26 protein-coding genes are annotated in these 23929 nt (G+C 69.8%); 16 read left to right on the forward strand and 10 right to left on the reverse strand.

Annotated features, from left to right (window positions below; genetic code table 11):
- The first annotated feature begins 173 nt into the window (after window positions 1-173).
- Window positions 174-779 carry a DUF1707 domain-containing protein gene (locus ACGFNP_RS38050; RefSeq protein ID WP_393327096.1) on the forward strand — a complete coding sequence of 202 codons (606 nt, stop codon included), beginning with the start codon at window positions 174-176 and terminating at the stop codon, window positions 777-779.
- A 152-nt stretch (window positions 780-931) separates the two neighbouring features.
- Here ACGFNP_RS38050 and ACGFNP_RS38055 read toward each other — a convergent pair whose 3' ends face one another.
- On the reverse strand, window positions 932-1249 hold the full coding sequence (locus ACGFNP_RS38055; RefSeq protein WP_393327099.1) for a hypothetical protein: 318 nt from the start codon (window positions 1247-1249) through the stop codon (window positions 932-934).
- A gap of 266 nt (window positions 1250-1515) precedes the next feature.
- Between ACGFNP_RS38055 and ACGFNP_RS38060 the strand changes: the two genes are divergently transcribed.
- From ACGFNP_RS38060 to ACGFNP_RS38080, 5 genes are all read left to right on the forward strand, one after another.
- A complete protein-coding gene (locus tag ACGFNP_RS38060; protein ID WP_393327101.1) occupies window positions 1516-2076 on the forward strand; it encodes an RNA polymerase sigma factor in 561 nt (186 codons plus the stop codon).
- Window positions 2069-2362 (forward strand): hypothetical protein, encoded by a 294-nt coding sequence (locus ACGFNP_RS38065; RefSeq protein ID WP_358317643.1) that lies wholly within the window; start codon window positions 2069-2071, stop codon window positions 2360-2362. The genes ACGFNP_RS38060 and ACGFNP_RS38065 overlap by 8 nt, the downstream gene beginning before the upstream one ends.
- 226 nt (window positions 2363-2588) lie before the next feature.
- Window positions 2589-3128, forward strand: coding sequence for a hypothetical protein (locus ACGFNP_RS38070; RefSeq protein WP_393327103.1), 540 nt, complete (start codon window positions 2589-2591; stop codon window positions 3126-3128).
- Window positions 3129-3209: 81 nt separating this feature from the next.
- Window positions 3210-4529, forward strand: a complete 1320-nt coding sequence (locus ACGFNP_RS38075; RefSeq protein ID WP_393327106.1) for a Dyp-type peroxidase — start codon at window positions 3210-3212, stop codon at window positions 4527-4529.
- Between the two features lie 10 nt (window positions 4530-4539).
- A complete protein-coding gene (locus ACGFNP_RS38080) occupies window positions 4540-5661 on the forward strand; it encodes a catalase family protein (protein WP_358317637.1) in 1122 nt (373 codons plus the stop codon).
- A gap of 6 nt (window positions 5662-5667) precedes the next feature.
- Here ACGFNP_RS38080 and ACGFNP_RS38085 read toward each other — a convergent pair whose 3' ends face one another.
- Entirely contained in the window at window positions 5668-8532 is a 2865-nt protein-coding gene (locus tag ACGFNP_RS38085) for a poly(A) polymerase (protein WP_393327108.1), read from the reverse strand.
- Window positions 8532-10313, reverse strand: a complete 1782-nt coding sequence (locus ACGFNP_RS38090; RefSeq protein WP_393327111.1) for an RNA ligase family protein — start codon at window positions 10311-10313, stop codon at window positions 8532-8534. Before ACGFNP_RS38090 ends, ACGFNP_RS38085 begins: the two co-directional genes overlap by 1 nt.
- Window positions 10314-10560: 247 nt before the next feature.
- Here ACGFNP_RS38090 and ACGFNP_RS38095 point away from each other — a divergent pair, with 247 nt between their 5' ends.
- Window positions 10561-10728, forward strand: coding sequence for a hypothetical protein (locus ACGFNP_RS38095; RefSeq protein ID WP_393327114.1), 168 nt, complete (start codon window positions 10561-10563; stop codon window positions 10726-10728).
- On the opposite strand, the gene ACGFNP_RS38100 is transcribed toward ACGFNP_RS38095, so the two are convergent.
- Both ACGFNP_RS38100 and ACGFNP_RS38105 read right to left on the reverse strand, forming a co-directional pair.
- On the reverse strand, window positions 10718-11260 hold the full coding sequence (locus tag ACGFNP_RS38100) for a hypothetical protein (RefSeq protein ID WP_393327117.1): 543 nt from the start codon (window positions 11258-11260) through the stop codon (window positions 10718-10720). The two genes, ACGFNP_RS38095 and ACGFNP_RS38100, sit on opposite strands and share 11 nt — an antisense overlap.
- A 9-nt stretch (window positions 11261-11269) precedes the next feature.
- Complete coding sequence (locus tag ACGFNP_RS38105) at window positions 11270-12049, reverse strand: hypothetical protein (RefSeq protein WP_393327119.1); 780 nt, start codon at window positions 12047-12049, stop codon at window positions 11270-11272.
- A 28-nt stretch (window positions 12050-12077) separates the two neighbouring features.
- Here ACGFNP_RS38105 and ACGFNP_RS38110 point away from each other — a divergent pair, with 28 nt between their 5' ends.
- A complete protein-coding gene (locus ACGFNP_RS38110) occupies window positions 12078-12716 on the forward strand; it encodes a TetR/AcrR family transcriptional regulator (RefSeq protein ID WP_393327121.1) in 639 nt (212 codons plus the stop codon).
- On the opposite strand, the gene ACGFNP_RS38115 is transcribed toward ACGFNP_RS38110, so the two are convergent.
- On the reverse strand, window positions 12640-13122 hold the full coding sequence (locus ACGFNP_RS38115; protein WP_358317623.1) for an Lrp/AsnC family transcriptional regulator: 483 nt from the start codon (window positions 13120-13122) through the stop codon (window positions 12640-12642). The genes ACGFNP_RS38110 and ACGFNP_RS38115 overlap by 77 nt on opposite strands.
- 34 nt (window positions 13123-13156) lie before the next feature.
- On the opposite strand from ACGFNP_RS38115, the gene ACGFNP_RS38120 reads away from it, so the two are divergent.
- The 3 genes from ACGFNP_RS38120 to ACGFNP_RS38130 all read left to right on the forward strand — a co-directional run bounded on the left by ACGFNP_RS38120 (window position 13157) and on the right by ACGFNP_RS38130 (window position 15794).
- Window positions 13157-14074: a DMT family transporter gene (locus ACGFNP_RS38120; RefSeq protein ID WP_393327124.1), complete on the forward strand. Its 918-nt coding sequence runs from the start codon at window positions 13157-13159 to the stop codon at window positions 14072-14074.
- A complete protein-coding gene (locus ACGFNP_RS38125) occupies window positions 14062-15039 on the forward strand; it encodes an aldo/keto reductase (protein ID WP_358317619.1) in 978 nt (325 codons plus the stop codon). Before ACGFNP_RS38120 ends, ACGFNP_RS38125 begins: the two co-directional genes overlap by 13 nt.
- Window positions 15040-15191: 152 nt before the next feature.
- The gene (locus ACGFNP_RS38130) at window positions 15192-15794 is read left to right on the forward strand and encodes a hypothetical protein (protein WP_393327127.1); all 603 of its coding nucleotides are present in this window, start codon (window positions 15192-15194) and stop codon (window positions 15792-15794) included.
- An 86-nt stretch (window positions 15795-15880) separates the two neighbouring features.
- On the opposite strand, the gene ACGFNP_RS38135 is transcribed toward ACGFNP_RS38130, so the two are convergent.
- From ACGFNP_RS38135 to ACGFNP_RS38150, 4 genes are all read right to left on the reverse strand, one after another.
- Entirely contained in the window at window positions 15881-16363 is a 483-nt protein-coding gene (locus tag ACGFNP_RS38135) for an ester cyclase (protein WP_393327515.1), read from the reverse strand.
- The gene (locus ACGFNP_RS38140) at window positions 16246-17220 is read right to left on the reverse strand and encodes a hypothetical protein (protein ID WP_358317615.1); all 975 of its coding nucleotides are present in this window, start codon (window positions 17218-17220) and stop codon (window positions 16246-16248) included. Before ACGFNP_RS38140 ends, ACGFNP_RS38135 begins: the two co-directional genes overlap by 118 nt.
- On the reverse strand, window positions 17217-17762 hold the full coding sequence (locus tag ACGFNP_RS38145) for an RNA polymerase sigma factor (RefSeq protein ID WP_358317613.1): 546 nt from the start codon (window positions 17760-17762) through the stop codon (window positions 17217-17219). Before ACGFNP_RS38145 ends, ACGFNP_RS38140 begins: the two co-directional genes overlap by 4 nt.
- 123 nt (window positions 17763-17885) lie before the next feature.
- Window positions 17886-18350 (reverse strand): DUF1348 family protein, encoded by a 465-nt coding sequence (locus ACGFNP_RS38150; protein ID WP_393327130.1) that lies wholly within the window; start codon window positions 18348-18350, stop codon window positions 17886-17888.
- 211 nt (window positions 18351-18561) lie between these two features.
- Here ACGFNP_RS38150 and ACGFNP_RS38155 point away from each other — a divergent pair, with 211 nt between their 5' ends.
- The 5 genes from ACGFNP_RS38155 to ACGFNP_RS38175 all read left to right on the forward strand — a co-directional run bounded on the left by ACGFNP_RS38155 (window position 18562) and on the right by ACGFNP_RS38175 (window position 23907).
- Window positions 18562-19296, forward strand: coding sequence for a GntR family transcriptional regulator (locus tag ACGFNP_RS38155; protein ID WP_358317609.1), 735 nt, complete (start codon window positions 18562-18564; stop codon window positions 19294-19296).
- A 170-nt stretch (window positions 19297-19466) separates the two neighbouring features.
- Window positions 19467-21821: an aldehyde dehydrogenase family protein gene (locus ACGFNP_RS38160; protein WP_393327133.1), complete on the forward strand. Its 2355-nt coding sequence runs from the start codon at window positions 19467-19469 to the stop codon at window positions 21819-21821.
- 112 nt (window positions 21822-21933) lie between these two features.
- Window positions 21934-22908: an L-lactate permease gene (locus ACGFNP_RS38165; protein ID WP_393327136.1), complete on the forward strand. Its 975-nt coding sequence runs from the start codon at window positions 21934-21936 to the stop codon at window positions 22906-22908.
- A 13-nt stretch (window positions 22909-22921) separates the two neighbouring features.
- On the forward strand, window positions 22922-22993 hold the full coding sequence (locus ACGFNP_RS38170; protein WP_358318327.1) for a hypothetical protein: 72 nt from the start codon (window positions 22922-22924) through the stop codon (window positions 22991-22993).
- A gap of 53 nt (window positions 22994-23046) precedes the next feature.
- Entirely contained in the window at window positions 23047-23907 is an 861-nt protein-coding gene (locus ACGFNP_RS38175) for an alpha/beta fold hydrolase (protein ID WP_393327139.1), read from the forward strand.
- Window positions 23908-23929: the final 22 nt, after the last annotated feature.

Below are 23929 nucleotides of genomic sequence, written 5' to 3' on the forward strand. Positions count from 1 at the left end.
CGGAAAGCCGCCCCGCCCGCGCAGCGTGTCACCGGGCCCCCTGAAACGGCGGCCTGGCGGGGCGAGCAGACGTCGAGCCGCCGGATCGCCTAGGTAGCTGTCCCCTTAGACCGATCAGTCAGTCAGCAAGTTCGGTGGCATGGTGCCACCACCTCACCACCGAGGAGGGCCAGATGCCGGCAGAACCGCTCAACTCACCCGCGCTGCGCGCGTCCGACGCGGAACGCGACCGTGCCATCGAAACGCTGCACGCAGCCGTCGCCGACGGCCGGCTCGACCCGGTCGAGTTCGACGAGCGGCTGGACGCGGCACTGACCGCCCGCACCATCGACGCGCTGACCCCGCTCATCACCGACCTGATCGCGGCGCCGGGCAGCGACGGCGCACTCGTGCTGCCGCTCGCTCGGACGCCGGCCGAGCCGGCCGCCGAACTGCTCACCATCAAGGAGCGGCACGGCTCGGTGCGCCGTGACGGCCGGTGGACGCTGCCACACCGGCTCGCGCTGCGCACCGCGTGGTGCGAGGTGCTGCTGGACCTGACCAGTGCGGTGCGCAGCGCGCCCGAGCTGGTCATCGAGCTGCGGGTGAACGGCGGCAACGTGCAGCTGGTCCTCGCCCCGGGCATGGTGGTGAACGCCAACGACCTGTCAGTACGCCACAGCAGCGTGGCGATCAGCAGGGACGCGGGCGACAACACGCCGGAGACGCTGCACGTCCGCCTGGTAGGCCGAATGCGGCACGGCCGGCTCGACACCCGGTGGCAGGCGCCGCGCCGGTGACCCGGCATCGGCCGACAGCACCGTGACGGGATGACCGCGCGAGCGGAAGGCCGGCGCGTCTCAGACCGGGGTTCAGAGTGTGGACGAGCGCCCAGTCCGACCACGAAAATCCCCCCTGCGCGACCGCACGGGGGGCTTGTTGCATAACGACGTCAGCAGAGGTCAACCCTCTGGTACGAAGCGCCGGGGGAGGAGATGTTCTTCATGGTCTCGCCCGGCGACAGCTCCTTGCAGGGACTGTCGGGCCCGTTGTTCCAGATGATCTTGACGTCGTAGGTCCAGGCGCAGTCGTTCCTGACTTTGACCCAGGGGTAGATGATGTCGTATCTGCCGCTGTCGATCTTCTTCACGCAGGAGATCGCCGTCTCCGCCTCCACGGGGTCCGCGCTCGCGGCACCTGATCCGGCGATCAGCAGAATCGCGGCGCCGGAGGCCACGGTCAACGCCCTGAATCCAGCTCTGATATTCATTGCACCTCTTGGAGGGAGATCGTTTACGTCACTGGCGAACGTACCAAAACATCAGCCACAAGATCGCCAGATCGGGCATTCAGCCCTGACCCCGGACATAAAGAGAGGCGAGGTGAATCCTTTGGTGGGGTGCGCGTCTCTTATACCTGTACCGACAACAGCGTCGGGACAGGTCCAGGAGGTTGTCATGCTCGTTGGTATCGCCGTAGCGGCTGTTCTCTTGTGCGTGTGCACCGTCGTGGTGCTGCGTCGGCGGGGTCGTTCGCGTGGCTGAGGTGGGTTGGCCGGTTGAGCAGCTGGTCGTCGCCGCGCGGGATGGCGACGTCGAGTCGATCGCCGCACTGGTGTCCGGCGCGCACCCGCATGTGCGGCGATTCGCCCACTCGATGTGTGCCTCGCCAGAAGACGCGGAAGACGCCGCGCAGGAGGCGTTGATCATCCTGTTCCGCAAGATCGGCACCTTGCGGGCGTCCGGTGCGCTGGCGTCGTGGATGTTCCGTATCGTCCGCAACGAGTGCCTGCGGCGGGCGCGGCGGCTGGTGCAACACCACGAACCGGTCGTGGACGCCACCGTGTGGTCGGCCGAGGAGGAGGTCTTGCAGCGGTTGGAGGCCGGCCGGATGGCGGCGGCGATCGCTTCTCTGCCCGCTGATCAGCGGCGCGTTCTGATCATGCGAGATGTTCTGGGCTATCGCGGACGGGCGGTCGCCGACGCGCTCGGCCTCAGTACCACCGCGATGAAGTCGCGGCTGCATCGCGCCCGCGCCACGGTGCACCGCACGCTGCAGGGCATACCCGGCACAGCCATGGGAGACAACGATGACTGACGATCGCAGCTTTGCCAGCGCCTCGCTGCCGCGACACCTGGTGCGCGGCGTGGTGGGGTTCGGCGCGCTGGTCGGTTCGGTCGCCCTGATTCCGGTGGTCGGATGGGGCGGCTTACTGCTCGCACCGGCTGGTCTGCTCGCCCTGCGGGGGTGTCCGACCTGCTGGGCCATCGGTTTGATCCAGACCATGTCGATGGGCCGGGTACGGCGCTCCTGCATAGACGGCCGGTGTGAACTGACCGTGGCCCACTCCGCAGAATCGCACCACACCGACAACAGCTCGTAACCGGCAAGTGCCGTTCCAGGACCGACTGTTCATGGGCAGTCCTTGGTTTTCGGCGAACCAAATGCCTACCAGTCGGCCAACAGTGGTGGGGTCAGAATGGGAGATGAGGGCGATGGCGCCTCGCCCTGGAGCGCCTGGCTCCCCTCGGACGGATCCGCAGCAGGAGAGGTTCACCATGACTGCGGCACCAGACGCGACCTCATCAGCTCAGCCCGAGCGCCCGGGCATGAAGGACGGGGTGTGCAGCGAGTTCACCGTCTTCACCAAGATCAAGCCAGGCCACGCGGATGCGCTGCGTGAGGATCTCGCCACACTCGCCGGCGGATCGTCCGACACGGATGCCCGTGCGGCGCTGCGCCAGATCGGCACCCTGCACGACGCACGCCACGTGATTTTCGACAACGACACCCGGCACATGTTCGCCAGCGTCTTCGACGGCTCCTGGGACACCTACATCGACGACTTCGGCAAGACGGCGATCGGAGGCCGCTTCGACAAGGTCTTCTCGCATGCCGAAGGGTTCCCTGGCATCACCGATCCGAAGATAAAGGACTGGTTCATCGCCCGGCAGGCGCCCGCGGGGGTCTTCGTCAGCTCTTATCCAGATCTGACCGTTCAGCAGATCTGGAAAGACCAGCGCGTGAACGAAGCGTTCCAGGCGGTGCTGGACACCCCCGAGTTCCGGGCGGCGCTGGACAACCCGGCGAACGCCGAGTTGCTGGCCACGCCGGCCTTCCAGAGGCTGATGGAGGAAGCCGCAGGCTAGCAGCCCGGGGTTGTCCAGCTGAAGACCGATGCGGAGGCACAAGCGATCATGAACGCGGCGGCAAGCGCGAGCGGAGCCAGCGTGCGCATCGAGATCGACGACATCCAGAGCGGGGCACTGCATCCACGGCCCGCACCGTACGTGGGAAGGTTCGTCTTCCTACGTGTCGATGACCGCCACGCCGGGCGTTCGCTGCTGCGGCGGCTGCTCCCGGCGATCGAGGGTGGATTCCCCAGCGCGGACCCGAATGAGGATGCCTGGGTGGCGGTGGCGTTCACCTACCAGGGACTGCGGGCCCTGGGGGTGCCGCAGGATTCGCTGGACAGCTTTCCGCGGGCGTTTCGCCAGGGCATGGCCGCGCGTGCGGACCTGATCGGTGACCTGGGCGAGAGCGCCCCGGCCCACTGGGAGCCACCGTTCGGAACAGGCGAGGTGCATATCGCGTTGAGCGCCCTCTCCCCCGATGCGGCGCGGCTGGAGAAGGCTCTGGAGCGGGCCCGCGTCGCCTACCGGGACACGCCCGGTGTCCAGGTGATCTGGCAGCAGGAGGTCCGCCAGCTCCCGACCGGGCGTACCACCTTCGGCTTCCGTGACGGCATCAGCCATCCGAACATCGAGGGCCTCGGGCTGCCCGGCTCCAACCCGCAGGAAATCCCCATCAAAGCCGGCGAGTTCATCCTCGGCTACCCCGACGAAACCGGCAATCTGCCGTCCATGCCCAGCCCCGACGTGCTGGGGCGCAATGGGACCTATGTTGCCGTGCGCAAGATTCACACCAAGGTGGCGGCCTGGCGCCAGTACTTGCGTGCGAACACCTCCAGCGCCCAGGAAGAGGCGCTCCTGGCGGCGAAGATGGTCGGGCGCTGGCCCAGCGGAGCACCGTTGGCGCTGACCCCGGAGCACGACGACCCGGCGCTGGGCGCCGATCCGCACCGCAACAACGACTTCATGTACCGGGCGAACGACGATCGCGGCTTCCGGTGCCCCGCTGGTGCGCACATCCGGCGTACCAACCCCCGCGATGCCACCATCATCGGCGACGCCCGGATGCACCGCCTCATCCGCCGCGGCACCACCTACGGCCCGCCGCTGCCAGAGGGCGTACTGGAAGACGACGGCGCCGACCGGGGCCTGGTCGGCGTCTTCATCGGGGCAAATCTCGAACGGCAGTTTGAATTCATCAAGGCCGAGTGGGTCAACGACGGCAACTTCATCGGCTTCCCCGGCGAGAAGGACCCGGTGGCCGGGCATCACGGCGGAACCGGCAGCGCCACCATCCCGGAGAAGCCGATCCGGCGCCGCCTGCGGAACCTGCCCAGCTTCGTGGCCACCCGAGGCGGCGAGTACTGCTTCCTGCCGGGTCTGCGCGCCCTGCGCTGGCTGACCGAGCTGGAGGATTGAGGAGGAGCTCATGCCCTCGCAATTCATCCCTTACACACCAGACGTCGAAGCCACCGTCCCCGATTTCGACGAGACCCTGCAGACGGTGATCGCCAAGACCGAGCGGTACATCGCCGAATCGGTGACCGCTGAGGGCACCGGCCTGGCCGTCCGTGACGCGCACGCCAAGGGATACGGGCTCGTCAGAGGAGAAGTCGAGATCCTCGACCAGCTGCCCGCCGCGTACGCGCAAGGCATCTACGCCACACCGGGACGGCACGACGCGCTCGTCCGCTTCTCCAACGGCTCACCGCACGCGGGCGCCGACGCGCGCCTCGGCCGCGCGACCGGGCTGGCGCTGAAGATGTTCGGCATCCAGGGTCCGACCCTGCTGGCGGACGAGCCCGACACCGGCACCTTCGACTACACCCTCATCAACGCGCCGGTCTTCTTCTGCAACACGGTGAAGCACTACCTGTTCATCCAGGAACTGTTCCTCGACGCGCCGAAGTATTTCGCCCAGGGCGCGCCCGGGCGGCATCGTTTCTACCGGGAGTTCGTGACCGGCAAGGGAAGCTTGGCCGAGGACGAATGGGCGTGGGACGAGTTCCTGGCCTTCCTCGCGGTGTCACAGCGGCCCTTGGTGAACGTGTTGCTGTCGACCTACTTCACGATGGGCGCGGTACGGCACGGCGACCACATCGCCAAGGTGCGCCTCGCCCCCGACCCCGCCTCCGCCGCCGCGGTCGTCCATCGCGCCATCGACCTGGCAGCCGCGGAAGAGGTCTTCCGGCCGGCCTTGGTGGCCGAGATGAGGGACCGGCCCTACGCGTTCGACATCCAGGTCCAGCTCTGCGCCGACCTGGACCGCATGCCGGTAGAGGACCTCACCGTCGAGTGGCCCGAGCGGCTGTCCCCGTTCGTCACGGTCGCCAGGCTGCGCCTGCCGCAGCAGGACATCTCGGACGAGGAAACCCTCAAGAAGATGGACGCGCTCTCCTTCACCCCGTGGCGGGTGACGGCCGAACACGCGCCGCTCGGCGAGATCATGCGGGCACGCGAGGAGGTCTACCGCCGTTCCTCCCTCCAGCGTCACCGGCTCAACCAGCAAGAGCGCCGGGAGCCGCGCAGCGCTGATGAGGTCTCGTCGTGATGGTGATCAGATCAAGGTTGGTACGACGCCTCGATCAACCCGTTCGACCGTGACGCCGGACATGTTCCTGGCCCATCGGCCGGTGATCTCGCTGAGCTGTGCGGCCTGCGGAGGCGTGCGGCCCAGGCCGATCGCGTAGCGGGCCTGCCGGGGGCCGTTCTCGAACGGGCGTGGCCAGGCGTGGACGTCCGGCGCCCCGGCCTCTTCCAGGGCGGTGAGCAGCTCCAGCATGCGGCCTCTGACCCGCCCCAGCACCGCGTCGAGCTCCTCGGGGCGGTCGGAGCGTACGGTCAGCACCACCCAGGCCGCGTGACGGCGGTGGAGGGGCGGCGGGGCGAGTGACTCCGCGGACCAGCCGTTCTCCGTGAGCTCCCATGCCTGATAGAGCTCCTGGGTGAGCCGGTCCAGACCGCCACGGGTGACTTGGCGAGCGCAGTTACGCACGGGAGCGCTGGGCGTCATCACGGTCATCACGGCCGGAGCGGCTGGAGCGGCTGGGGCGGCTGGGGCGGCTGGGGTGGCGGTGGGGGTGAGAGTGACCGGCTCGTGCCAGTCCCAGGCAGCCCAGGTGCTGAAGAATCGGTGGAGGAGCCCGAGGTCGGATTCGCCGGCGGCATCGAGGACGGTGCGGGCGGCCAGCACCGCCCACGCCAGACCGGGCAAGCCGCCGAACGGGGCCGCGTCCAGGCCCTTGGCCCGGGCCCACGCCTTCACCTCACGGGCGAGGCGGGCGAAACGCTGGTGTGCGGGGCCCACCGCGGCGCGGATCGCGTCCGCGTCACTGACCGCGCTCAGGGCGATGGCCGCCGCCTCGCCCAGTTCGGCGCGGCGGGGCAGGAACTGCGCCGGGGGGATCTGGCCGGTTGCCACCACGGTCAGGTCGACGTCCAGGTCGGACACGCGCAGGCGCAGGCCCGGCACCCGGGCGCCGATCACCTGCCGCAGCCGCACGGCCTCGGGCAGCGCCGCCCGCACCCGAGCCTCAACGTCCGTACCGGTGTCTGGGAGCGCCGCCACCAGGTCCAAGTCGGCGGTGGGGAGTGCGCAACCCATGCGCCGGGAGCCTGCGACGTGCACGATCCCGGGACTGAGCGCCTCCGCCAGGCGGCAAGTGACACGATCGGCCAGGTCGGTCAGGTCCGGAATCGGCTCGGGTGGTACGAGCGCGGGCGGAGCGGCGGTGGGCTCGGGCGTGATGGGTTCCGGCGTGGCGGGCTCGGGCAGCCATCGGAGTTCGCCCGTTCCCAGAGTGATCACCGCGCGCGGGCGCATGGGTTCGTCCGCTCGCCGCGACAGCAGTACGACCGCCCCGACGCGGGCGATCATCGGGTCGAGCCGGATGCCCGCATGATGCGGGGCGTTCACGCGGCCCAGGGTCAGGTGCGGGATGAAGCCTTCTGGGCGGCCCGCACAGCGGGGGAAGCGCTGGTGGAGGACGTGACGCAGGCGGGCCCATGGTGCGGGATCGGCGGCGGCCGGGTCGAGCCAGATGGTCGTGTCCTGGCGGTGCTGGAAGGAGCGGATGCCCTCCAGCCGTACGGCGAACGGCTGCACTTCGGCGGCCGCCGCGGCCAGCAACGGCGCCGCCGCCTCGAACGCCGGCTCCGGCACGAACCCGAAGAGCAGGTTGACGTGCGGCAGCCAGCGGTCAACCTGCGGATCGTGCGTCCGGCGGAGCGCCTGGATGGGTGGCCACAGCTCCTCCGGCGGAATCCACGCCACCGCCGTGCGCGCGGTCGGCGGCAGGTCCAGCACCCCGGCGGGCGCGCTGTCCATGACGTCGAGCTCGGTCTCCACCCCGTAGTGGTCGGAAACGTACAGCCCGCCGGGATCGGGCGTGTCGCCGCGCAGGGCGGCCGCGACGGTCCGGGGACGGCCGCGCACCAGCACGCGGTCCAGCCGGGCGGCCCGCCCGGACAGCGAGGACAGCGTCGCCAGCGGGTTGGCACGCGGGTCGAACGTGGGCGTGTCGTCGCCGGACCCGTACGCCTCCGTCCAGGCGTCGCGGAGCCCGAGGGCCGACGCGGGGACGTCCGTGCCGTCGTTGAAGTCGCCCATCAGGACCAGGTCACCCTCGACGCCGGCCAGCCCTTCGGCGATCCGGGCGAGTTCGGCCCGCCGCCGCGCCGCGCCGTCGGCGGTGTGGTCGCTGGTCAGGTGGGTGGTGGCGACGACGAGCGGACCGGCGGCGGTCTCGGCGGCGAGCGCGGCGACCGCCTTGTGCGGGCCGAGCCGCTGCCAGGCCGCCTCCCGGACGGGCAGCCGGCTGAGCAGCAGCAGCCCGCTGTCGGCGACATCCTCGCCATCCGGGTCGCTGCCGACGGTGTAGCGGGCCCGCACCCACGGGGCCGCCAGCAGGAGCGACAGCAGCGCGGGCTCGACCTCCTGCAGCGCGATGACGTCGGCGTCGGCCGCTTCCAGGGTCGCCAGCAGCAGGGGCCGGCGCCGCGCGGTGTCGATACGGTCGCTGTCGTAGCGGTCCCAGAGGGTGTTCCAGGTCAGGAGGCGGACGGCCCCTACGGTGGACGACTCCACCGTGGACCCCGTGCTCGGCCGCCAGCCGACGGCCGGGTCCCAAGTGTGCGGGGTTCTGGCGCTGAAGACGGGCGCGCGCAGGCGGCGCGGGGCGCGTACCCGGCCCGCGTCGCAGGTGTCGATCCGATCCAGTCCGGTGGCGCGGTCCCATACCAGCTCGCCGTCCGCCTCGACGAACAGCACCCGGTGCCACGGAACGTCGCCGCCGGGCACGAAGATCGGCAGCGGGATGCGCTTGGGGTCGGCGCCCCGCTGGCCGACACCGAGCACGAAACGCGACGGGTCGAAGCGCGGATCCCAGCGGACCCAGTGGTAGAGCTCCTCGCTGGTACGCATCAAGCCTCACCCCCGTCCAGGTCTTCGATGGTTCCGGACGCGCCGACGTACCAGGTGCGATGGGCCTGACCCGGATAAGGCGGGACGAACCGCCGCACCTGAGCGGCCAGCACGTGCGGCGGCACCGGATGGGTACGACGGGCGTTGCGCCGGTGCAGTTCGTCCTCCTTCACCAGCGCGACGGCGTGCGTCGTCAGCGCGTCGCGGCGGCGCGCGACGGCGTGGACCAGGGAACGCTGGTGCTGGTTGAGCGAGGTGGCGTCCCAGACCACGGTGCCACCGGCCGCCAGGGCGGCATCGAGCCGAGCCAGCCCCTCGCCGAGCACGTCCCGGTTGGCCCGCTGGTCCGCCCGCGAACCCCTGGCATCGCGCAGATCGTCCAGTGACAGATACGCGTCGATCTCCGGCAGGCCGGCCGCGAACGTGCTCTTCCCGCTGCCCGACGGTCCGACCAGATGCACCAGCCGGGGGAACCGCCTCGACCGCCACCGCCAGGTCGCCGCCACGGCCTCCTCGACCGTGGTGACCCTCCCCCTGGCCCAGGCGTCACGCGCCTCCGCCCAGCACCGCTCGGCCACCTCCTCACCGAGGCCGGCCAGTGCCTCGCGCATACCGGCCCGCAACGGCTCCAGCGGCCCCGGCCCGAGCAGCCCGGCCTCCTCGGCATGCAGGACCGACCATTCGACCTGCTCACGCTCCTGTTCGGCCTCATCGTCCACGCGCCCCGCCAGCAGGGCCGCCGCCACGGCGTGCAGCACGCCCAGGTCAGCGGCCAACGCCATGCGCCCCAGCCCGGCACGCCGCCCCTCGTCCGGGTACGGCCGGCTCAGCGCGCCGTGCAGCCCGGCCAGGTCCGCGACCCGCCGCGCCAGCCGCATGCCCAGCGGCCTCGCCAGCCGGGCCGCCAACCGGGCCCGGGGTATGGACCGCAGCGCCACGGCCAGCACGCCCGCCAGCCGGGCGTCCCCGCACCGGCCGAGCACGTTCAGCCGAGCCGACACCTCGGCCACCGCCTCCGGGAGGACGTCCTTCGCTTCGGCTCGGGCGAGATCCTCTGCTTCGGCTCGGGCGAGGTCCCCTGCTTCGGCTCGGGTGAGGTCCACCGCGGCCAGCAGGGCGTTCACCTCGCAGTCCGCGCCCGAGCGCACCGACCACAGCGCCGCCCCCGGGCCGAGCGCGTTCGGCACGACGCTCGCGTGCATCCAGTGCGTGCCGGTCCGCACGTGCTCGCGACGCACCCACTTGGCCACCCGCCCCGCGAACTCCCCCCGCCCGAAGCCCTCGACGGCCCGTACCACGTAGCCCTCTTGCCGCTCCGCGTTCAGCCGCAATCCCCGCAGCGCCCGCTCGTCGAAGACGCCGCGCCACAGCACCGGCGGGACGGGAATGCCCAGCCCACGCAGGAAGGTGACCGTGCGGTCCCAGTCCAGGCACCGATCGCCGTCCCAAACCGAGAAGCCGTAGAACCAGCTCTCCAGCCCCTGGTACGCGATGGAGTGCCGGGCGTACATGTTCTCCCCGCACACCCGCCACCCCGCCGGGATCCGTTCACCGATCCGTCCTTGCAGACCCTTGACCCACGCCCGGGAGGGATGGTGAGCCGAGTCCAGCGACCGGGCATGCATCCCGTCCGCGTACAGGGTGGTGTTCTCTCCGTCGAGCTTCTCCGTGACCACGACCTCGCGCCCGCGCAGCCCGGACAGATCTCCCGCGCGGACGTCGTCCGGTGTCACGCCAGGTGACCAGGGCAGGTGAGGGGTACGCGGATAGTGCACGCGCATGATCTCTCCCCTGCCGCCCCTTGAAGCTGGAGCCAGCCACTGTACAAGCGGCAAGAAAGCGCCTCCATCGAATAAGCTGCCGCTCCCCCGCGCTCGACCTTTACAAAGTAGACGAAAACCGACAGGCTGCCGGCGTCTGGAGCATCGGCCGCGAGTTCTGGCGATGCCACACGACGGACCAGGGATGCAACGGCCTCGGATCGACGATCGATTGTGGGGAGACGTCACCGGGGACACGGTGGCGCACGTGGGAAGGCAGGTCATGCCCGGGGTGTTCAACCTCGACCGCGAGGAGATGCTGCGCTCGTTCCGCAAGCTCGCGGATGTCGACGCGGAGTTGGCCTGCGTCGGCCACGGCGAGCCCATCAAGAACGCCCACATCGCCCTCCCCGCGACCGCCGGCCTCATCCCCTGATCTCGGGCCCTGTGCCCTCGGCCGCCCAGTGCGGGGTATGCGATTCGATCGCCTCCGGCAGGTGGATCCGCCCGTTCGAGAGAACAAGCGGTTCGATCTCCACGCTCTCGCAGAAGCGCAGGTAACCCACGAAGAACTCGCTACCGTCGGTCTGCGCGTTGGCCGAGCACCGGCCGAGCCACTCCAGCAGCGTCCGGAGCTGATAGAACGCGTCGGGATGCACTTCTTGGCGTACCGTCAGCGCCCAGCCATCAGAACGCTCCCGCCCGGCCAGCTCGGCGACGAGCACGCCGCCCACCAACAGTGCGGTGCCGCGCTGCGTGAACGCGGGCTCTGGTTCCGCCGTCTCCCATTCGCAATCGGGGTCGTCGGGATCACCGAGCGGGTAGGCCTCCAGATAGTTGTCGGTGCCGATCGGCAGCCGCTCGGGTCGCGGCCCCTGCCCCACATGCCACCGCAGCTCGGCGAGCTCGTCATCGGTGATGTCAGGGCGAAGGTCCACCGTCAGCGCGAGTTCGTAGATGTCCGCCATCGGCCCACCTTATTGAGCCGAACCGATCTCATAGTGGCGGGCGAGGGCGTGGAAGGCCTCCTTCGGCTCCCAGGGCATGCCGGGGTAGGTGTGGCCCTGGGTGCCGTCGAGCATCTTGACGATGCCGTACGAGCCGAGGTCGAGGTCGTCGCGGGGGTTGTCGCGGTGCGGGAGTTCGAACCCGGCGAAGCTGAACCAGAAGACGGTGTCCATGCCCACCTCGTCGAAGACGGTCAGCAACTCGTCCATGTAGCGGACCTGCTCGCCCTCGTCGCGTACGGTGCCGGACTTGACGCGGCCGTCTTCGACGACGGTCCACCCGCCGGCGCCCCAGTCGCCCGCGCCGTGGAAGGTGCAGCAGCCGGCTTCGGTGACGGCGACGGGCTTGCCGTGGGTGAAGTGCTCCTCCAGGTCCGCGCGGTAGGTGGCGGCGTTGTGCTGGTTGCGGTAGGCGTCCACGCCGACGATGTCGAAGGGTGTCCAGTCGACGTACTCGATGGGGATGGACGCGTAGCTGATCGGGCCGCCGAAGCGGGGGCGTACGGAGGCGGCGACGCGGGCGAGGAAGGCGTTGACGGGATCGGGTATCGAGGCCAGCGCCGCGGCGCGCTCCTCCGGCGAGGCGCGCAGGACCTGCATGCGCTCGGTGAAGGTGTCGCCGGGCAGGTAGCCGCGGGCGAACAGACTCAGCTCGCACCCGGTCACGAACACGACGTCGGCGCCCTGGCGGCGGAGCGCTTCGGCGCGGTCGGCGCAGTCGTCGAAGTAGGGCAGCATCTCCCGCGCCACTGTCGCAGGGTCGAAGACGCTGCGGGTGGTGTCGCCGTTGGGCAAGGTGCCGGCGGCTCTGCTGGAGGCGGCCTGGCAGGAGCTGCGCGCCGTCGGCTACCACGAACTCACCTACGACGCCGTGGCCGCGCGCGCTCGGACCAGCAGGACGGTGCTCTATCGCCGCTGGCCGCACCGACGTGACCTGGTCCTGGCCGCCCTACGCCACCAGGCGCCGCCCATGCCGCCGCCCGTTCCCGACACCGGCTCTCTGCGTACCGACCTGCTGACCCAGTTCCGCGTGGTCAGCACACGCATGATCGAACTTTCCCCGATCCTCCAGGCGATCGGCGACGGCAGGGCAGACGGCAGCGAGCTCACCGACTACCTTCACGAGCGCGTCGGCCAGGCCGGCAAGCGTGAGATGGACCTCCTGCTCGAACGTGCCGTGCTGCGCGGCGAGATCGACCGGGTCCGGATTCCGGCCAGAGCCGCCGTGGCACCCTTCACACTCGTCGCCGTCGAGACGCTGCTCAACCACCGCCCGTTGCCTGAAGACGCGCTCGCCGAGATCGTCCTGCCGTTGATCGCGCACCACACGGGCCCGAGTCTCACTCCAGGGGCAGAGGACGGCGCGGCACGGGAGCGGTGTGAATCAGCGACGTGGTCGTCTGACCGTAGGGCGTGAACAGGTCAAGGATCGGTTCGAGTTCGTCGACCGCCCGCAGGTGCATCGTGAAGTAGAAGCAGTCGTCGCCGGTCATCCGGTAGCACTCGACGATCTGCGGAACCTCCTGGGCGATCTTGGAGATGCGGTGCAGTTCCCGGATCGCCGGGCGGATCCGGACCATCACCGTGACCGGAAAACCCAGCGCCCGCGGGTCGACCTCGGCGTGATAGCCGGTGATCACTCCCGTCTCCTCCAGCCGCTGCACCCTCTCGGCCACCGCGGGGGCCGACAGGGCGACCCGCCGGCCCAGCTCGGCGAAGCTCAGTCTGGCGTCGACCTGCAGCTCGGCGAGAATACGAAGGTCGAGGGCGTCCATTCCCTTGGGTTCGTACGCCCGCTCGGGTCTGATCCTTCGATTCGCCATTCTCCTAAATTACGGGCTGGCCAACGATGGGGGCATGTCGCCCACCGGCCCTCGTGCCGTACTCTCCGCGGCGCCTCCATGGACCTACTTCCTGGGAAGCGCCGTCTTCCACTACCTCGGCCCGGCTTTCGCCGTGCTCCTGTTCAGCAGGCTCGCCCCGCTCGGGGTCGCGGGGCTGAGGATCTGGAGCGCCGCGCTCGTCTTCGCGCTCTGGCGCCGCCCCTGGCGGACCCTCGCCCGGCTCGACGCCGCGGGCCGTCGTTCGATCCTCGCCTGGGCCGCGGTGCTCGCGGCCATGAACGTCTGTTTCTACCTGGCGATCGCCCGCGTGCCCCTGGGAACCGTCGCCGCGATCGAGTTTCTGCCGGTCATCGTGCTGGCCGCGCTCGGTGCCCGTACCGTCCGTAACCTCGTGGCACTCGTCGCGGCCGTCGGCGGTGTCTACGTGCTGACCGGCATCCGGCCGGCCGGGGACCCGCTGGGGCTGGGGTTCGCCTTCGCCAACGCGGCGCTGTTCGCCGCCTACATCGTGCTGGCCCACCGTACGGCTCGGCGGCCGAGCGGCGTCAGCGGCATCGACGGGCTGGCCGCCGCCATGCTCGTCGCCTGCGTGTTCGTCGCGCCGGTGAGTGTTGGGCAGGCCGCTCCCGCGGTGCTCGACCCGGTCACGCTCGCCGCCGGGATCGGGGTGGGGATCTGTTCGTCGGTGATCCCGTACGTGTGCGATCAGCTCGCCATGGCACGCATCGCCCGCTCCACGTACGCGCTGCTGGTGGCGCTGCTTCCGGCCACGGCGACGGTGATCGGCGTCGTGGTGCTCCGGCAGCTTCCCTCACTGGCCGATCTCGCCGGAGTCGCCCTCGTGGTGTTCTCGGTCGCCCTCCACCGCGAGGTCCGGACTGCGCCTGCCAAGGAGATCCTTCAGGAAGGTAAGACGGAATGCGCTATGTGAAGCTGGGCTCGTCGGGGCTGCGGGTGTCCCGGATCTGCCTGGGCATGATGAGCTACGGCGATCCCCGTTCCTGGGAGTGGATCCTGCGCGAGGACGCGGCCGAGCCGATCGTGCGGCGCGCGGTCGAGGCGGGTGTGACGTTCTTCGACACCGCCGACATGTACTCGGACGGCGTGAGCGAGGAGATCACCGGGCGGCTGCTCGCCAAGCTCTTCGCCCGCCGCGACGACTACGTACTCGCCACGAAGGTCTACTTCCCGACGGGACCGGGCCCGAACGACCGAGGGCTGTCCCGCAAGCACGTACTGGCCGCCATCGACGCCTCGCTGACCAGGCTCGGAACCGACTATGTCGATCTGTACCAGATCCACCGCTGGGACCACGAGACCCCGATCGAGGAGACCATGGAGGCCCTGCACGACGTGGTACGGGCCGGCAAGGCACGTTACATCGGGGCCTCCAGCATGTACGCCTGGCAGTTCGCCAAAGCGCAGCACACCGCTCAGACGGCCGGCTGGACCCGGTTCGTGTCGATGCAGAACCACTACAACCTGGTGTACCGGGAGGAGGAGCGGGAGATGATCCCGCTCTGCCTGGACCAGGGAGTGGGCGTCATCCCGTGGAGCCCGCTGGCGCGCGGACTGCTCACCGGGAGCCGCTGGCGCGACGGCCGGCGGCGTACTGTCCGATCCGGCAGCGACCTGCTGGCCGACAGCATGTACGAGGACGCCGACTTCGACGTCGTCGACGTGGTGCGGGCGATCGCCGACGAACGAGGACTGCCCCCGGCACAACTCGCGCTCGCCTGGCTGCTCGGGAGGTCTGGGGTGACCGCGCCGATCGTCGGGGCGAGCAAGGTGCGTCAGCTGGATGACGCGATCGCGGCGGTGGATGTGTCCCTGAGCGGCGAGGAGACGGCCCGCCTGGAGGCTCCCTACCTGCCCCACCGGATCATCGGGCACTAGTCACGTTCCGTCTCGATCTCGAACGACCCATGGACGGGGAAAGTTATCGGCTCGGCCGCAGGGGGCTGACGCGTGTCGTTCTTCATGAGATCACGCACGCACTAAAAACAGGGGCGTGAATGATCGGACTCCCCAATGAGAAGGAAGCGCCTATGAGGACCGGGACGAGGAAAGCTCAGGCCGCTCTGTTCGCCGCCGCAGCGGCCATACCGTTGGCCATCGTGCCCGGGGCGGCGACCGCCGCCGGACACGGCAAGGGCTCCGGGGACTGCGTCACGTCCGGATTCAGACGCTCGACCGACCAGATCGAGGTCATCAGCGGCCATCAGACGCAGACGATCACCGGCAGGGGGTGGACCGACCTGACCTGCGGCTCAATGTACGTGCAGGTGCCAAGAGGCACACACGGACACCTCACCGTCTGGGTGAACGCCGAGATCCGATGCAAGGGGCCGAGCGTGATCGGCAACTGGTGCGGGGGCCGCATCATCGTCGACGGAGTGGCGCTGCCGCCGAGCAACAATGCCGACAATGACCGCTTCGACTGGGACACCGCCAACCCCGATGACCGGCGCTGGCGCGACGGTTCGATGCTCGCCGCCGGGTACGTGACGTGTCCCGCGAACAACTCCAGGATGTACTGCAACAAGAAGATCCAGGTGCAGGCGACCAACAACACCAGCTCCACCACGTTCTGGATCGACGACACCATCGTGCGCGCCGAGCTGCTGAGGAGACAGCTGTTCCCGCGCTGATGGTCAAGCCCACGGCCTGGAGGAGCGGAGACGCGGAACGGCCGATCCCGGGCGGACAGGCCGTTCCGCGTGTCTGACGGGCGAGTTCAGACGATACCGAGCTGGGCGAGCATGCCGAGCTGGTCGCTGCTGCCCCACCGCTCCACCAGCTTGCCGCCGGCGAAACGGCTGATCTGCATGCCGCGGTAGCTGACCTTCCCGCCGGTGGCGGAGTGGCCCATGAGGTCGCCCAGGTGGGTGCCGCTGATGGTGTAGGCGAAGGCCAGCTCGTCCTCGGTGGCGATCAGGTGCTCGACCTCGACGTGCAGGTCCGGGAACGCGGTGCGCAGCTCGGTGAAGAGGGCCTTGTAGCCCTCAGGGCCACGTCCACGGACGTCCTGCGCATGGATCGTCGTGTGAGCCTGTTTCCGCAGGTTAAGCGGTACGTACCCGCAGGAGCGAGTGCCGCCTGCTAGTCCTTGATGACGTTGTCGCGTGGACCTCCGTAAACGGGGTTCTTGTCGTAGCGCTTGTCCGTGACGAGCAGGCGGACCACTCCTGGTTTGCCCATGGATTCCTCCGCCTCCCAGACGATCCAGTCGTCGCCGACGGGAGCGGTCTGCGTGCGGAGTACGCCGTAGCCGCCTGGATTTCCCTCTGGGATTGCCATGACGACGTAGGTGACCTTCAGTCCGCGTTTCCTGATCTCGGGCAGAACCTCGCCGACGGTCTTCTCATCCACCCGGAACCCGGCGAGCGAGCGGCCCTTCTCGGTCGCCCGCCGGGTGTCGGACTTGTCCTCCTTCGGTTTGTGGCTTTCGTCGGGCACGAGGACGCACGGCGCGACCGGATTGTTCATGAGGATGGTGCTGGTGCTCTCCTCGCCGATCGTCCAGACGAAGGTCTGGCCGGGCTTGAAGAGCTTGGTGTTGATCCGCATCTGCCAGCCGCCGGAGGTCTCTTCTCCGGGAATGTTCTCCGGCACGGAGTACAGGCCGCGGGGAATGTCCTTGACGTACGTCCCGCGCGGTTCCCGGCACCACTTGCCCGCAGGCGCGTAGTCGACGATGGCGGGGACGTTGAGCTCCTTCAGCTGTCTCGTCAGTCCCGCGGCGTCGTGGAAGTCCCTGACCTTGACGTACACGACGCCGTCGGCGTCCTTGGTGACCGCGTAGGAAGGGGGTACGCCGTTCTGCAGCAGGCTCTGCGCCATCACCAGGCCCACGGCGAGCGCCCCCGCGCCCGCCAGCCCCAGGACCAACCGCCGGGGACGGCGCCGGCGTGGGCGGACCACGGACGGGCCGCCGCCAACGGCGCCGGGCTCCTCGGCGATGATCGAGTCCAGCAACGTCCGCGCCCCCGCGTCGGACGGGCGGCCACCAAGGGCTCCGGGCTCGACCCGGGCCAGCGCGCGAGTGATCTCGTCGACGTCGTCGATGTTCTTCACAGCTGCCTCTCCGCCGGGATCAACCGGCTCTTCGACGTGAAGCGCACGTCCGCCTCGGCGAGGGCGCGGGCGAATCGCCTGCGGGCCCGGTGGAGCCTGATGCGTACGGCGTTGCGTGACAGGCCGAGCACAGCGGCGATCTCCTGCCGGTCCAGGCACTCCCAGGCGACCAGGGACAGCAGCTCGCGATCATCATCGGACAAGGTCCGGAAGATCTCCGTGATCGCCTTCAGCTCGACCCCGCTGTCGGGCGCGGCCTGGTACAGGTCGGCCAGCTCGGCGTCGAGCTCCACGCTGAGGGCCTGGCGGCGAACCTCGCCTCGGTAGTGGTTGGCCAGCACTTTTCGCGCCACGCCGTACAGCCACAGCGTGGCTTCCGCTCCGCCGGGCAGCTCATCGATGCGCCGCCAGGCGATGGCGAAGGTCTCCGCCACCACGTCGGCCGCGTCTTGCGGCGACGCGCAGCGGCGGGCCGCGTACGCCGTGATCTGGCCGTACGTCTCCCGGTAGACGGCCTCGAGCCTGGCTCGCTGGTCACCCACTGGCCGTTCCCGTGCTCGGTCTCCTCGGCATTCCCATGCCCGGCTCCTTCATAGTGCGACTTGCGGACATCTGTGCCTATGTAAGGAGTCGGGCCATCATTTCTCGTCAGAGCGGAGAAATTTTCAGAAGCCGAGATCGGTCAGGCCCGGGTGGTCGTCCGGGCGGCGCCCCAGGGGCCAGTGGTACTTCCGGTCCGACTCCTGGATCGGCAGGTCGCTGATGCTCGCATGCCTCACCCGCATCAGGCCCTGCTCGTCGAACTCCCAGTTTTCGTTCCCGTACGAGCGGAACCAGTTGCCCGCGTCGTCATGCCACTCGTAGGCGAAGCGGACCGCGATCCGGTCCCCGGTGAAGGCCCACAGCTCCTTGATCAGCCGGTAGTCGAGCTCTCTGGCCCACTTCCGCCGGAGGAACGCCACGATCTCATCGTGTCCCGTCGCGAACTCCGCCCGGTTCCGCCAGCGTGAATCCTTGGTGTAGGCCAGCACCACCTTCTCGGGGTCCCTGGTGTTCCAGCCGTCTTCCGCCAGCCGGACTTTCTCTATGGCGGTCTCCCGGGTGAACGGGGGCAAAGGGGGTCGCGTCATGATCTCTTCTCCTCAGTCATCGCAGTTCCGAAACCGCGCGACCGATCCCCGACCACCGTCTCCCAGGCTGCCGGCTCCACGGTTGCGACGGTAATTGCAGGATACTTCTCCGGTACGAGGCACTTTGGGATGGCTCACCCAGGCCGTGCAGGGATTTCTGGATCTCACCGCATACTGGAAGGATCTCCATGAGCGACGGACCGGAGGACTGATGGCCGAACGACCCGGCGGGGCACGTACGGAGGAGCCTGCGGCCAAGCGCAGGAGGCCTCGTGCGGGTAGCGGGCAGTCGCTCGGCGACCAGGCGTACGAGCACATACGGGCCGCGATCCTCCAGGGCAGATACCGCCCCAACCAGCGGCTGCCGGAAGACGAGGTGGCGGCGCAGCTCAACAGCAGCCGCACTCCTGTACGCGTCGCCCTGATGCGCCTGGTCGACCAGGGGCTGGTCGTCCGGGAGCGGCAGGGCTGGGTCGTGCGCGAGCACACGCCGGACGAGATCCGCGAGATCTACGAGGTGCGGTGCGCCCTTGAGGCGATGGCCACCGGATTGGCCGCCGTACGCGCGTCCGAGGAGCAACTGGGCACGATCGCCGCGTTCTACGACGGGCCGATCGAGGAGTACGTGCAGCGGCCACGCGCCGAGCTGGGCCGGATGAACCGCGAATTCCACCAGACCATCGTGCGGGCCTCGGGCAACGGCCGGCTGCTGGACGAATGGCTGCGCAACCGCGACTTCGGCATCACGTACAACATGGCCGTCCTGTTCACCCGGGAAGAGGTCGTCACCTGCGTGGAAGGCCATCAGCGCATCGTCGAGGCGCTGACGCGCCGCGACCGTGAGGGCGCGGAGAAGCAGGCGCGGATCCATGTCGAGGACGTCCAGGCCGCGGCCAGCCGCCGGCTCGACGCCCTGCAGACGTCCGTCGGGCTGTACCTGTCCTGAGCTGACTTCGCCCTAGCACTTCCCCCAGGCCGACGTGACCACCCCGTCGGCCTGGTTTCCGGCGTCCGCGTCCGGCTTCTTCACCGGTCAGATCGACCATGGCTACAGATGCGAAACGGTGATGAAACAGACTCTTGAGACATTGGATCCAAGTTTGTACCCTACGTTGCATGCAATCTGCCAAGAGCTTCTCGTCGATGGACCCGCGGACAGGAGCCGAGCGGCGCCGGTTCGCCGACGCGACGCACGCCGATCTCGACAAGGCCCTCGCGGGCGCGGCCGAGGCGTTTCCCGTCTGGGGCGGCTTCGACCCGGCGCCGCGGGTCGCCCTGCTGCGGCGGATCGCCGATGAGCTGACGGCCCGCCGAGCCGAGCTCGTCGCGGTGGCCGGCGCGGAGACCGGGCTGCCGGAGCAGCGTCTCGACGGTGAGGTGGAGCGGACCGTGCTCCAGCTCACCCAGTTCGCGCGGATGATCGAGAAAGGCGGTCACTTCGACGCGGTGATCGACCCGGCGACTGGCGCCGCCGCGGACATCCGCCGCGTCAACGTGCCCCTCGGCCCGGTCGCCGTGTTCGCGGCCAGTAACTTCCCGTTCGCGTTCGGCGTGGCGGGCACCGACACCGCCGCGGCGCTGGCCGCCGGGTGTCCGGTGATCGTGAAGGGGCATCCCTCGCATCCCGAGACCGCCGAGCTCGTCGCCGCGGCGGTGCACGCGGCGGTGGCCGCGACCGGGGCGCCGAGCGGGGTGTTCCAGTTGCTCCAGGAGAGCGGGCTGGAGGTCGCGCGGCGGCTGGTCACCGCGCCCGAGATCGCGGCCGTCGCCTTCACCGGTTCGCTCGCCGGCGGCCGGGCGATCTTCGACCTGGCCGCCGCGCGCCCGCGCCCCATTCCCGTGTACGCGGAGATGGGCAGCCTCAACCCGGTGTTCGTCCTCCCCGGAGCACTCACCGAATCCCTGGCGGACGGCTTCGCGACCTCGCTGACCACGTCGAACGGCCAGCTCTGCACCAAGCCCGGCGTGATCTTCGTGCCGAGCGGCGAGGCCGGCGACAGCTTCGTGGCGCGAGCCGTGCACCAAGTCCAGGAGCAGCCGCCCGGCGTCATGCTCAACGCCGCCATGCGGCAGCGCCTGGCGGCGGGGGCGGCGGAGGTGGCGGAGCGGGCCGGGGTACGCGTGCTCACCGGAGCCGTCCTGCCGGACGACGCCGGTTTCTCCTTCCCCGCGAGCCTGGTGGAGGCCGATCTGACCACGTTCCTGGCGGACCCGGCGCTCGGCGAGGAGCGGTTCGGGCCGTTCGGCGTCATCGTCCGGTACGGCGAGCCCGATGAGCTGATCGGCGCGGCTAGGTCCTTCGACGGGCACCTCACCGGAACGATCCAGCTCGGCGCCGGGGACAGTGAGGACGGGCGGCGACTGGCCGCCGAGCTGGCGGCCCGGGTCGGGCGCATCGTCTGGAACGGCTGGCCGACCGGGGTCGCCGTCACCGACGCGATGCACCACGGCGGTCCGTACCCCGCGACCACGAACGCCGCCGCCACCTCGGTCGGCACGAACGGGATCTTCCGCTTCCTGCGCCCGGTGGCCTACCAGAACAGCCCGCAGAACCAGCTTCCCGCCCCGCTGAGGGACGCCAACCCGCTGCGGATCGGCCGGAAGGTGGCCGGCGAGACGACCGCCGAGACGATCATCACCACGGGGCCCGGCGATGCCGCCCGTGGCGCGGTGCTGCTGCCGTCACTGCCCGCCAAGCCCGAGCTGACGCCCGAGGCCGCCCAAGTGATCAAGGAAGTGCCGGGCTATCTGGGCGTACCGTTCGTCAGCCCCATCTTCCAGGCGCTGGCCAACTATCCCGACTACCTCGTCCCGGCCTGGAACCAGTTCAAGCCCGTCATCGGGTCAGCGGAGTTCCAGCAGGCGGCGGCCGGGCTGGGCGTGCCGGCCGGGTTGCTGCCCGCGCCGGAGGAGTCCCTGACGGCCGTCGGCACCGACATCGCGCGCTACACGATCACCTTCCACCGGCTGCTGCCCGAGATCCTCCTGCTGGCCTCGTGCTGGTACCGAGGGCTCACCGTCGGCGCCGATCCGGGCCTCGCGCTCGACGGGAACACCGGCCCCGGACCGCGTGGTGTTTCCCCGGCCGCGGTCAACATCGTGCCGGACGGGACTCCGCCCGGCGAGGAACTGGCGCGGGTGTACGAGGAGATCCGCGCCGTGCACGATCATCCCCGGGTGCTGAGCTACTACCGCGCGATCGGCGGCCGGCCCGGCCTCATGCCGCAGGTGTGGAAGCGGCTGGAGCCGATCGCCCGCAGCGCGGAGTACGCCGCGGCGCGCGAACAGGTGCTGGCCGACGCCGACGCCGCTGCCGCCCGCCTGCCCGTCCCGGTGATCGACACGGCTCACGCGGACGACGTGGCGGCCATTCTCGCGCTGTTCCGGCTCCGGCTGATCCCGTCGCTCCTGTTCGACACGGCGGTCGTTCTCGCGCTTCTGGGGGAGAACGCGGCGGTCGTCACCGCCTGACCGTCAAGGAACCCGGCTCCACGCGGCATCGGGGGATCGCCGCATCACCCCATCCCTCCGGCCCCGGTGACCTCATGTCCAGGGCCATTCCGATCCCGCTGAGGGGTTGCTCATGTACCAGCAGATCTTCGACCCAGTCCTCGGACAGCTCGGGCTGTCCGCCCTCGTCGCCGCGATCCCGTTGCTCGTCCTGTTCGTCCTGCTCGGCGTCTTCCGATGGAAGGCCCAATGGGCGGGTCTGTCGGCGCTGGCGGTGGCCGCCCTGATCGCGGTCGCCGTCTACGGCATGCCGATCGTCCAGACCTTGAGCGCCGGCGGTTATGGCGCGGCGTCGAGCTTCCTCACCGTCATCTGGATCCTCGTCAACGCACTATGGATCTTCAAACTGACGGAGTCCACCGGGCACTTCGGCGTACTCCGCAGATCGTTCGCCGGCGTCAGCGACGATCAGCGGATCCAGGTCATCATCATCGCCTTCGCGTTCGGCGCGCTGCTGGAGGCACTGGCCGGCGCCGGCACGCCGGTCGCGATCAGCGCGGTCATGCTGATCGCGCTGGGGCTGCCGCCCTTCCGGGCCGCGGTGGCCTCCCTGGTGGCCAACACCGCCCCGGTCGCGTTCGGCGCGCTGTCCGTGCCGATCACCACCCTGTCCAAGGTGACCGGGCTGGACTTCGAGGCGCTGGGCGCGATCGCCGGTCGGCAGACCTCGGTCGTCGCGACGATCGTCCCCTTGGTGCTGGTCTTCCTGGTGGACGGCCGCCGGGGCGTGCGGGCCGTCTGGCCCGCCGCGGTCGTCGCGGGACTGGCCTTCGGCGCCGGGCAGTTCATCTTTTCCAACTACATCTCGGTCGAACTCGCCGACATCGGCGCCGCGCTCTCCTGCGCGATCTTCCTGGTGGCGTTCCTGCGGGTGTGGCGTCCCCGGGAGCCGCTGACCGTGGCAGCCGTGCCCGTGGTGGCGGGCGGCTCGGGCACCGGCAGCGTCGAGGAGGAAGCGGCCCTGCTGGAGCGCGCGGGCCAGGACTCCCGCAAGAACGTGATCCTGGCCTACCTGCCGTACGCCGTGGTGGGCCTTCCTCGCCAGTGACGCGGCCTCGTACATCACCGGGACCAACCTCGTCGTCGACGCGGGCTGGACCGTCATCGACGGCCGCTTCGACCCGGGACGCTGACCGGCGGGAAATCCGATTGCCCTGGTCGCGACGCCGCTGACAGGATCGCCGCCATGCCTACCTTCTCCGCACATGATGGGACCGACCTCGCCTACCACGTGTTCGGAGAAGGCAGCCCGGTGATCTGCCTGCCGGGCGGCCCGATGCAGGACACCGACTACCTCGGCGAACTCGGCGGCCTGTCGGCGCACCGGCAGTTGATCATGATGGACCTCCGGGGCACCGGCCGGTCCGCGACACCGCAGGACCCCGCCTCCTACCGCTGCGACCGGCTGGTCGATGATGTCGAGGCACTGCGCGAGCACCTCGGCCTTGACAGCTTCGATCTGCTCGCGCACTGCGCCGGCGCGAACCTCGCGGCGCTGTACGCGGCCCGGCACCCGGACCGCGTCGGCAAGCTCGCCCTGATCACGCCGAGCACCTTCGCCGTCGGCATCGCGCCCAGCGGGGAGTCCCGGATCGAGATCGCGCGGCTGCGTAAGGACGAGCCCTGGTTCCCGGCGGCCTTCGCGGCTCTTGAGGCCATCGTGGCCGGCAAAGCCACCGATGACAGCTGGCAGGCCATCGACCCCTTCTTCTACGGCCGCTGGGACGCTGCGGCGCAAGCTCACCATGCCGCCCAGAACGGCCATCGCAACGACGAGGCCGCGGCCGCCTTCGGCGCTGAGGGCGCGTACGACCCGGATGCCACCCGCGCGGCCCTCGCCGCGTTCAGCGCGCCGGTGCTGCTGCTCGCCGGAGAGGTCGACCTGAACTCGATTCCGAGCGCCGTGGCCGCATTCGCCGAGTTGTTCCCGAACGCCGAGTTCGTCGTCCAGCCAGCGGCAGGCCACTTCCCCTGGACCGACGATGCCGACCGGTTCGTAGCGACGACCGCCGCGTTCCTCGATCGGTCCTGCGACAAGAATCGTTGATTCGACTGTCAGCGAATTGCAA

Origin of the sequence: Nonomuraea sp. NPDC049269, assembly GCF_043197155.1 — a bacterium.
GTDB lineage: Bacteria > Actinomycetota > Actinomycetes > Streptosporangiales > Streptosporangiaceae > Nonomuraea.

Bases quoted from the DNA above. Each gene is read 5' to 3' on its own strand.
- ACGFNP_RS38080 (WP_358317637.1), top strand. From the start codon at position 4,540: ATGCCCTCGCAATTCATCCCTTACACACCAGACGTCGAAGCCACCGTC.
- ACGFNP_RS38130 (WP_393327127.1), top strand. From the start codon at position 15,192: ATGAGGACCGGGACGAGGAAAGCTCAGGCCGCTCTGTTCGCCGCCGCA.
- ACGFNP_RS38090 (WP_393327111.1), bottom strand. From the start codon at position 10,313: ATGCGCGTGCACTATCCGCGTACCCCTCACCTGCCCTGGTCACCTGGC.
- ACGFNP_RS38175 (WP_393327139.1), top strand. From the start codon at position 23,047: ATGCCTACCTTCTCCGCACATGATGGGACCGACCTCGCCTACCACGTG.
- ACGFNP_RS38160 (WP_393327133.1), top strand. From the start codon at position 19,467: ATGCAATCTGCCAAGAGCTTCTCGTCGATGGACCCGCGGACAGGAGCC.
- ACGFNP_RS38055 (WP_393327099.1), bottom strand. From the start codon at position 1,249: ATGAATATCAGAGCTGGATTCAGGGCGTTGACCGTGGCCTCCGGCGCC.
- ACGFNP_RS38100 (WP_393327117.1), bottom strand. From the start codon at position 11,260: ATGGCGGACATCTACGAACTCGCGCTGACGGTGGACCTTCGCCCTGAC.
- ACGFNP_RS38085 (WP_393327108.1), bottom strand. From the start codon at position 8,532: ATGCGTACCAGCGAGGAGCTCTACCACTGGGTCCGCTGGGATCCGCGC.
- ACGFNP_RS38155 (WP_358317609.1), top strand. From the start codon at position 18,562: ATGGCCGAACGACCCGGCGGGGCACGTACGGAGGAGCCTGCGGCCAAG.
- ACGFNP_RS38115 (WP_358317623.1), bottom strand. From the start codon at position 13,122: ATGGCGAATCGAAGGATCAGACCCGAGCGGGCGTACGAACCCAAGGGA.
- ACGFNP_RS38125 (WP_358317619.1), top strand. From the start codon at position 14,062: ATGCGCTATGTGAAGCTGGGCTCGTCGGGGCTGCGGGTGTCCCGGATC.
- ACGFNP_RS38050 (WP_393327096.1), top strand. From the start codon at position 174: ATGCCGGCAGAACCGCTCAACTCACCCGCGCTGCGCGCGTCCGACGCG.
- ACGFNP_RS38150 (WP_393327130.1), bottom strand. From the start codon at position 18,350: ATGACGCGACCCCCTTTGCCCCCGTTCACCCGGGAGACCGCCATAGAG.
- ACGFNP_RS38165 (WP_393327136.1), top strand. From the start codon at position 21,934: ATGTACCAGCAGATCTTCGACCCAGTCCTCGGACAGCTCGGGCTGTCC.
- ACGFNP_RS38120 (WP_393327124.1), top strand. From the start codon at position 13,157: ATGTCGCCCACCGGCCCTCGTGCCGTACTCTCCGCGGCGCCTCCATGG.
- ACGFNP_RS38070 (WP_393327103.1), top strand. From the start codon at position 2,589: ATGAAGGACGGGGTGTGCAGCGAGTTCACCGTCTTCACCAAGATCAAG.
- ACGFNP_RS38065 (WP_358317643.1), top strand. From the start codon at position 2,069: ATGACTGACGATCGCAGCTTTGCCAGCGCCTCGCTGCCGCGACACCTG.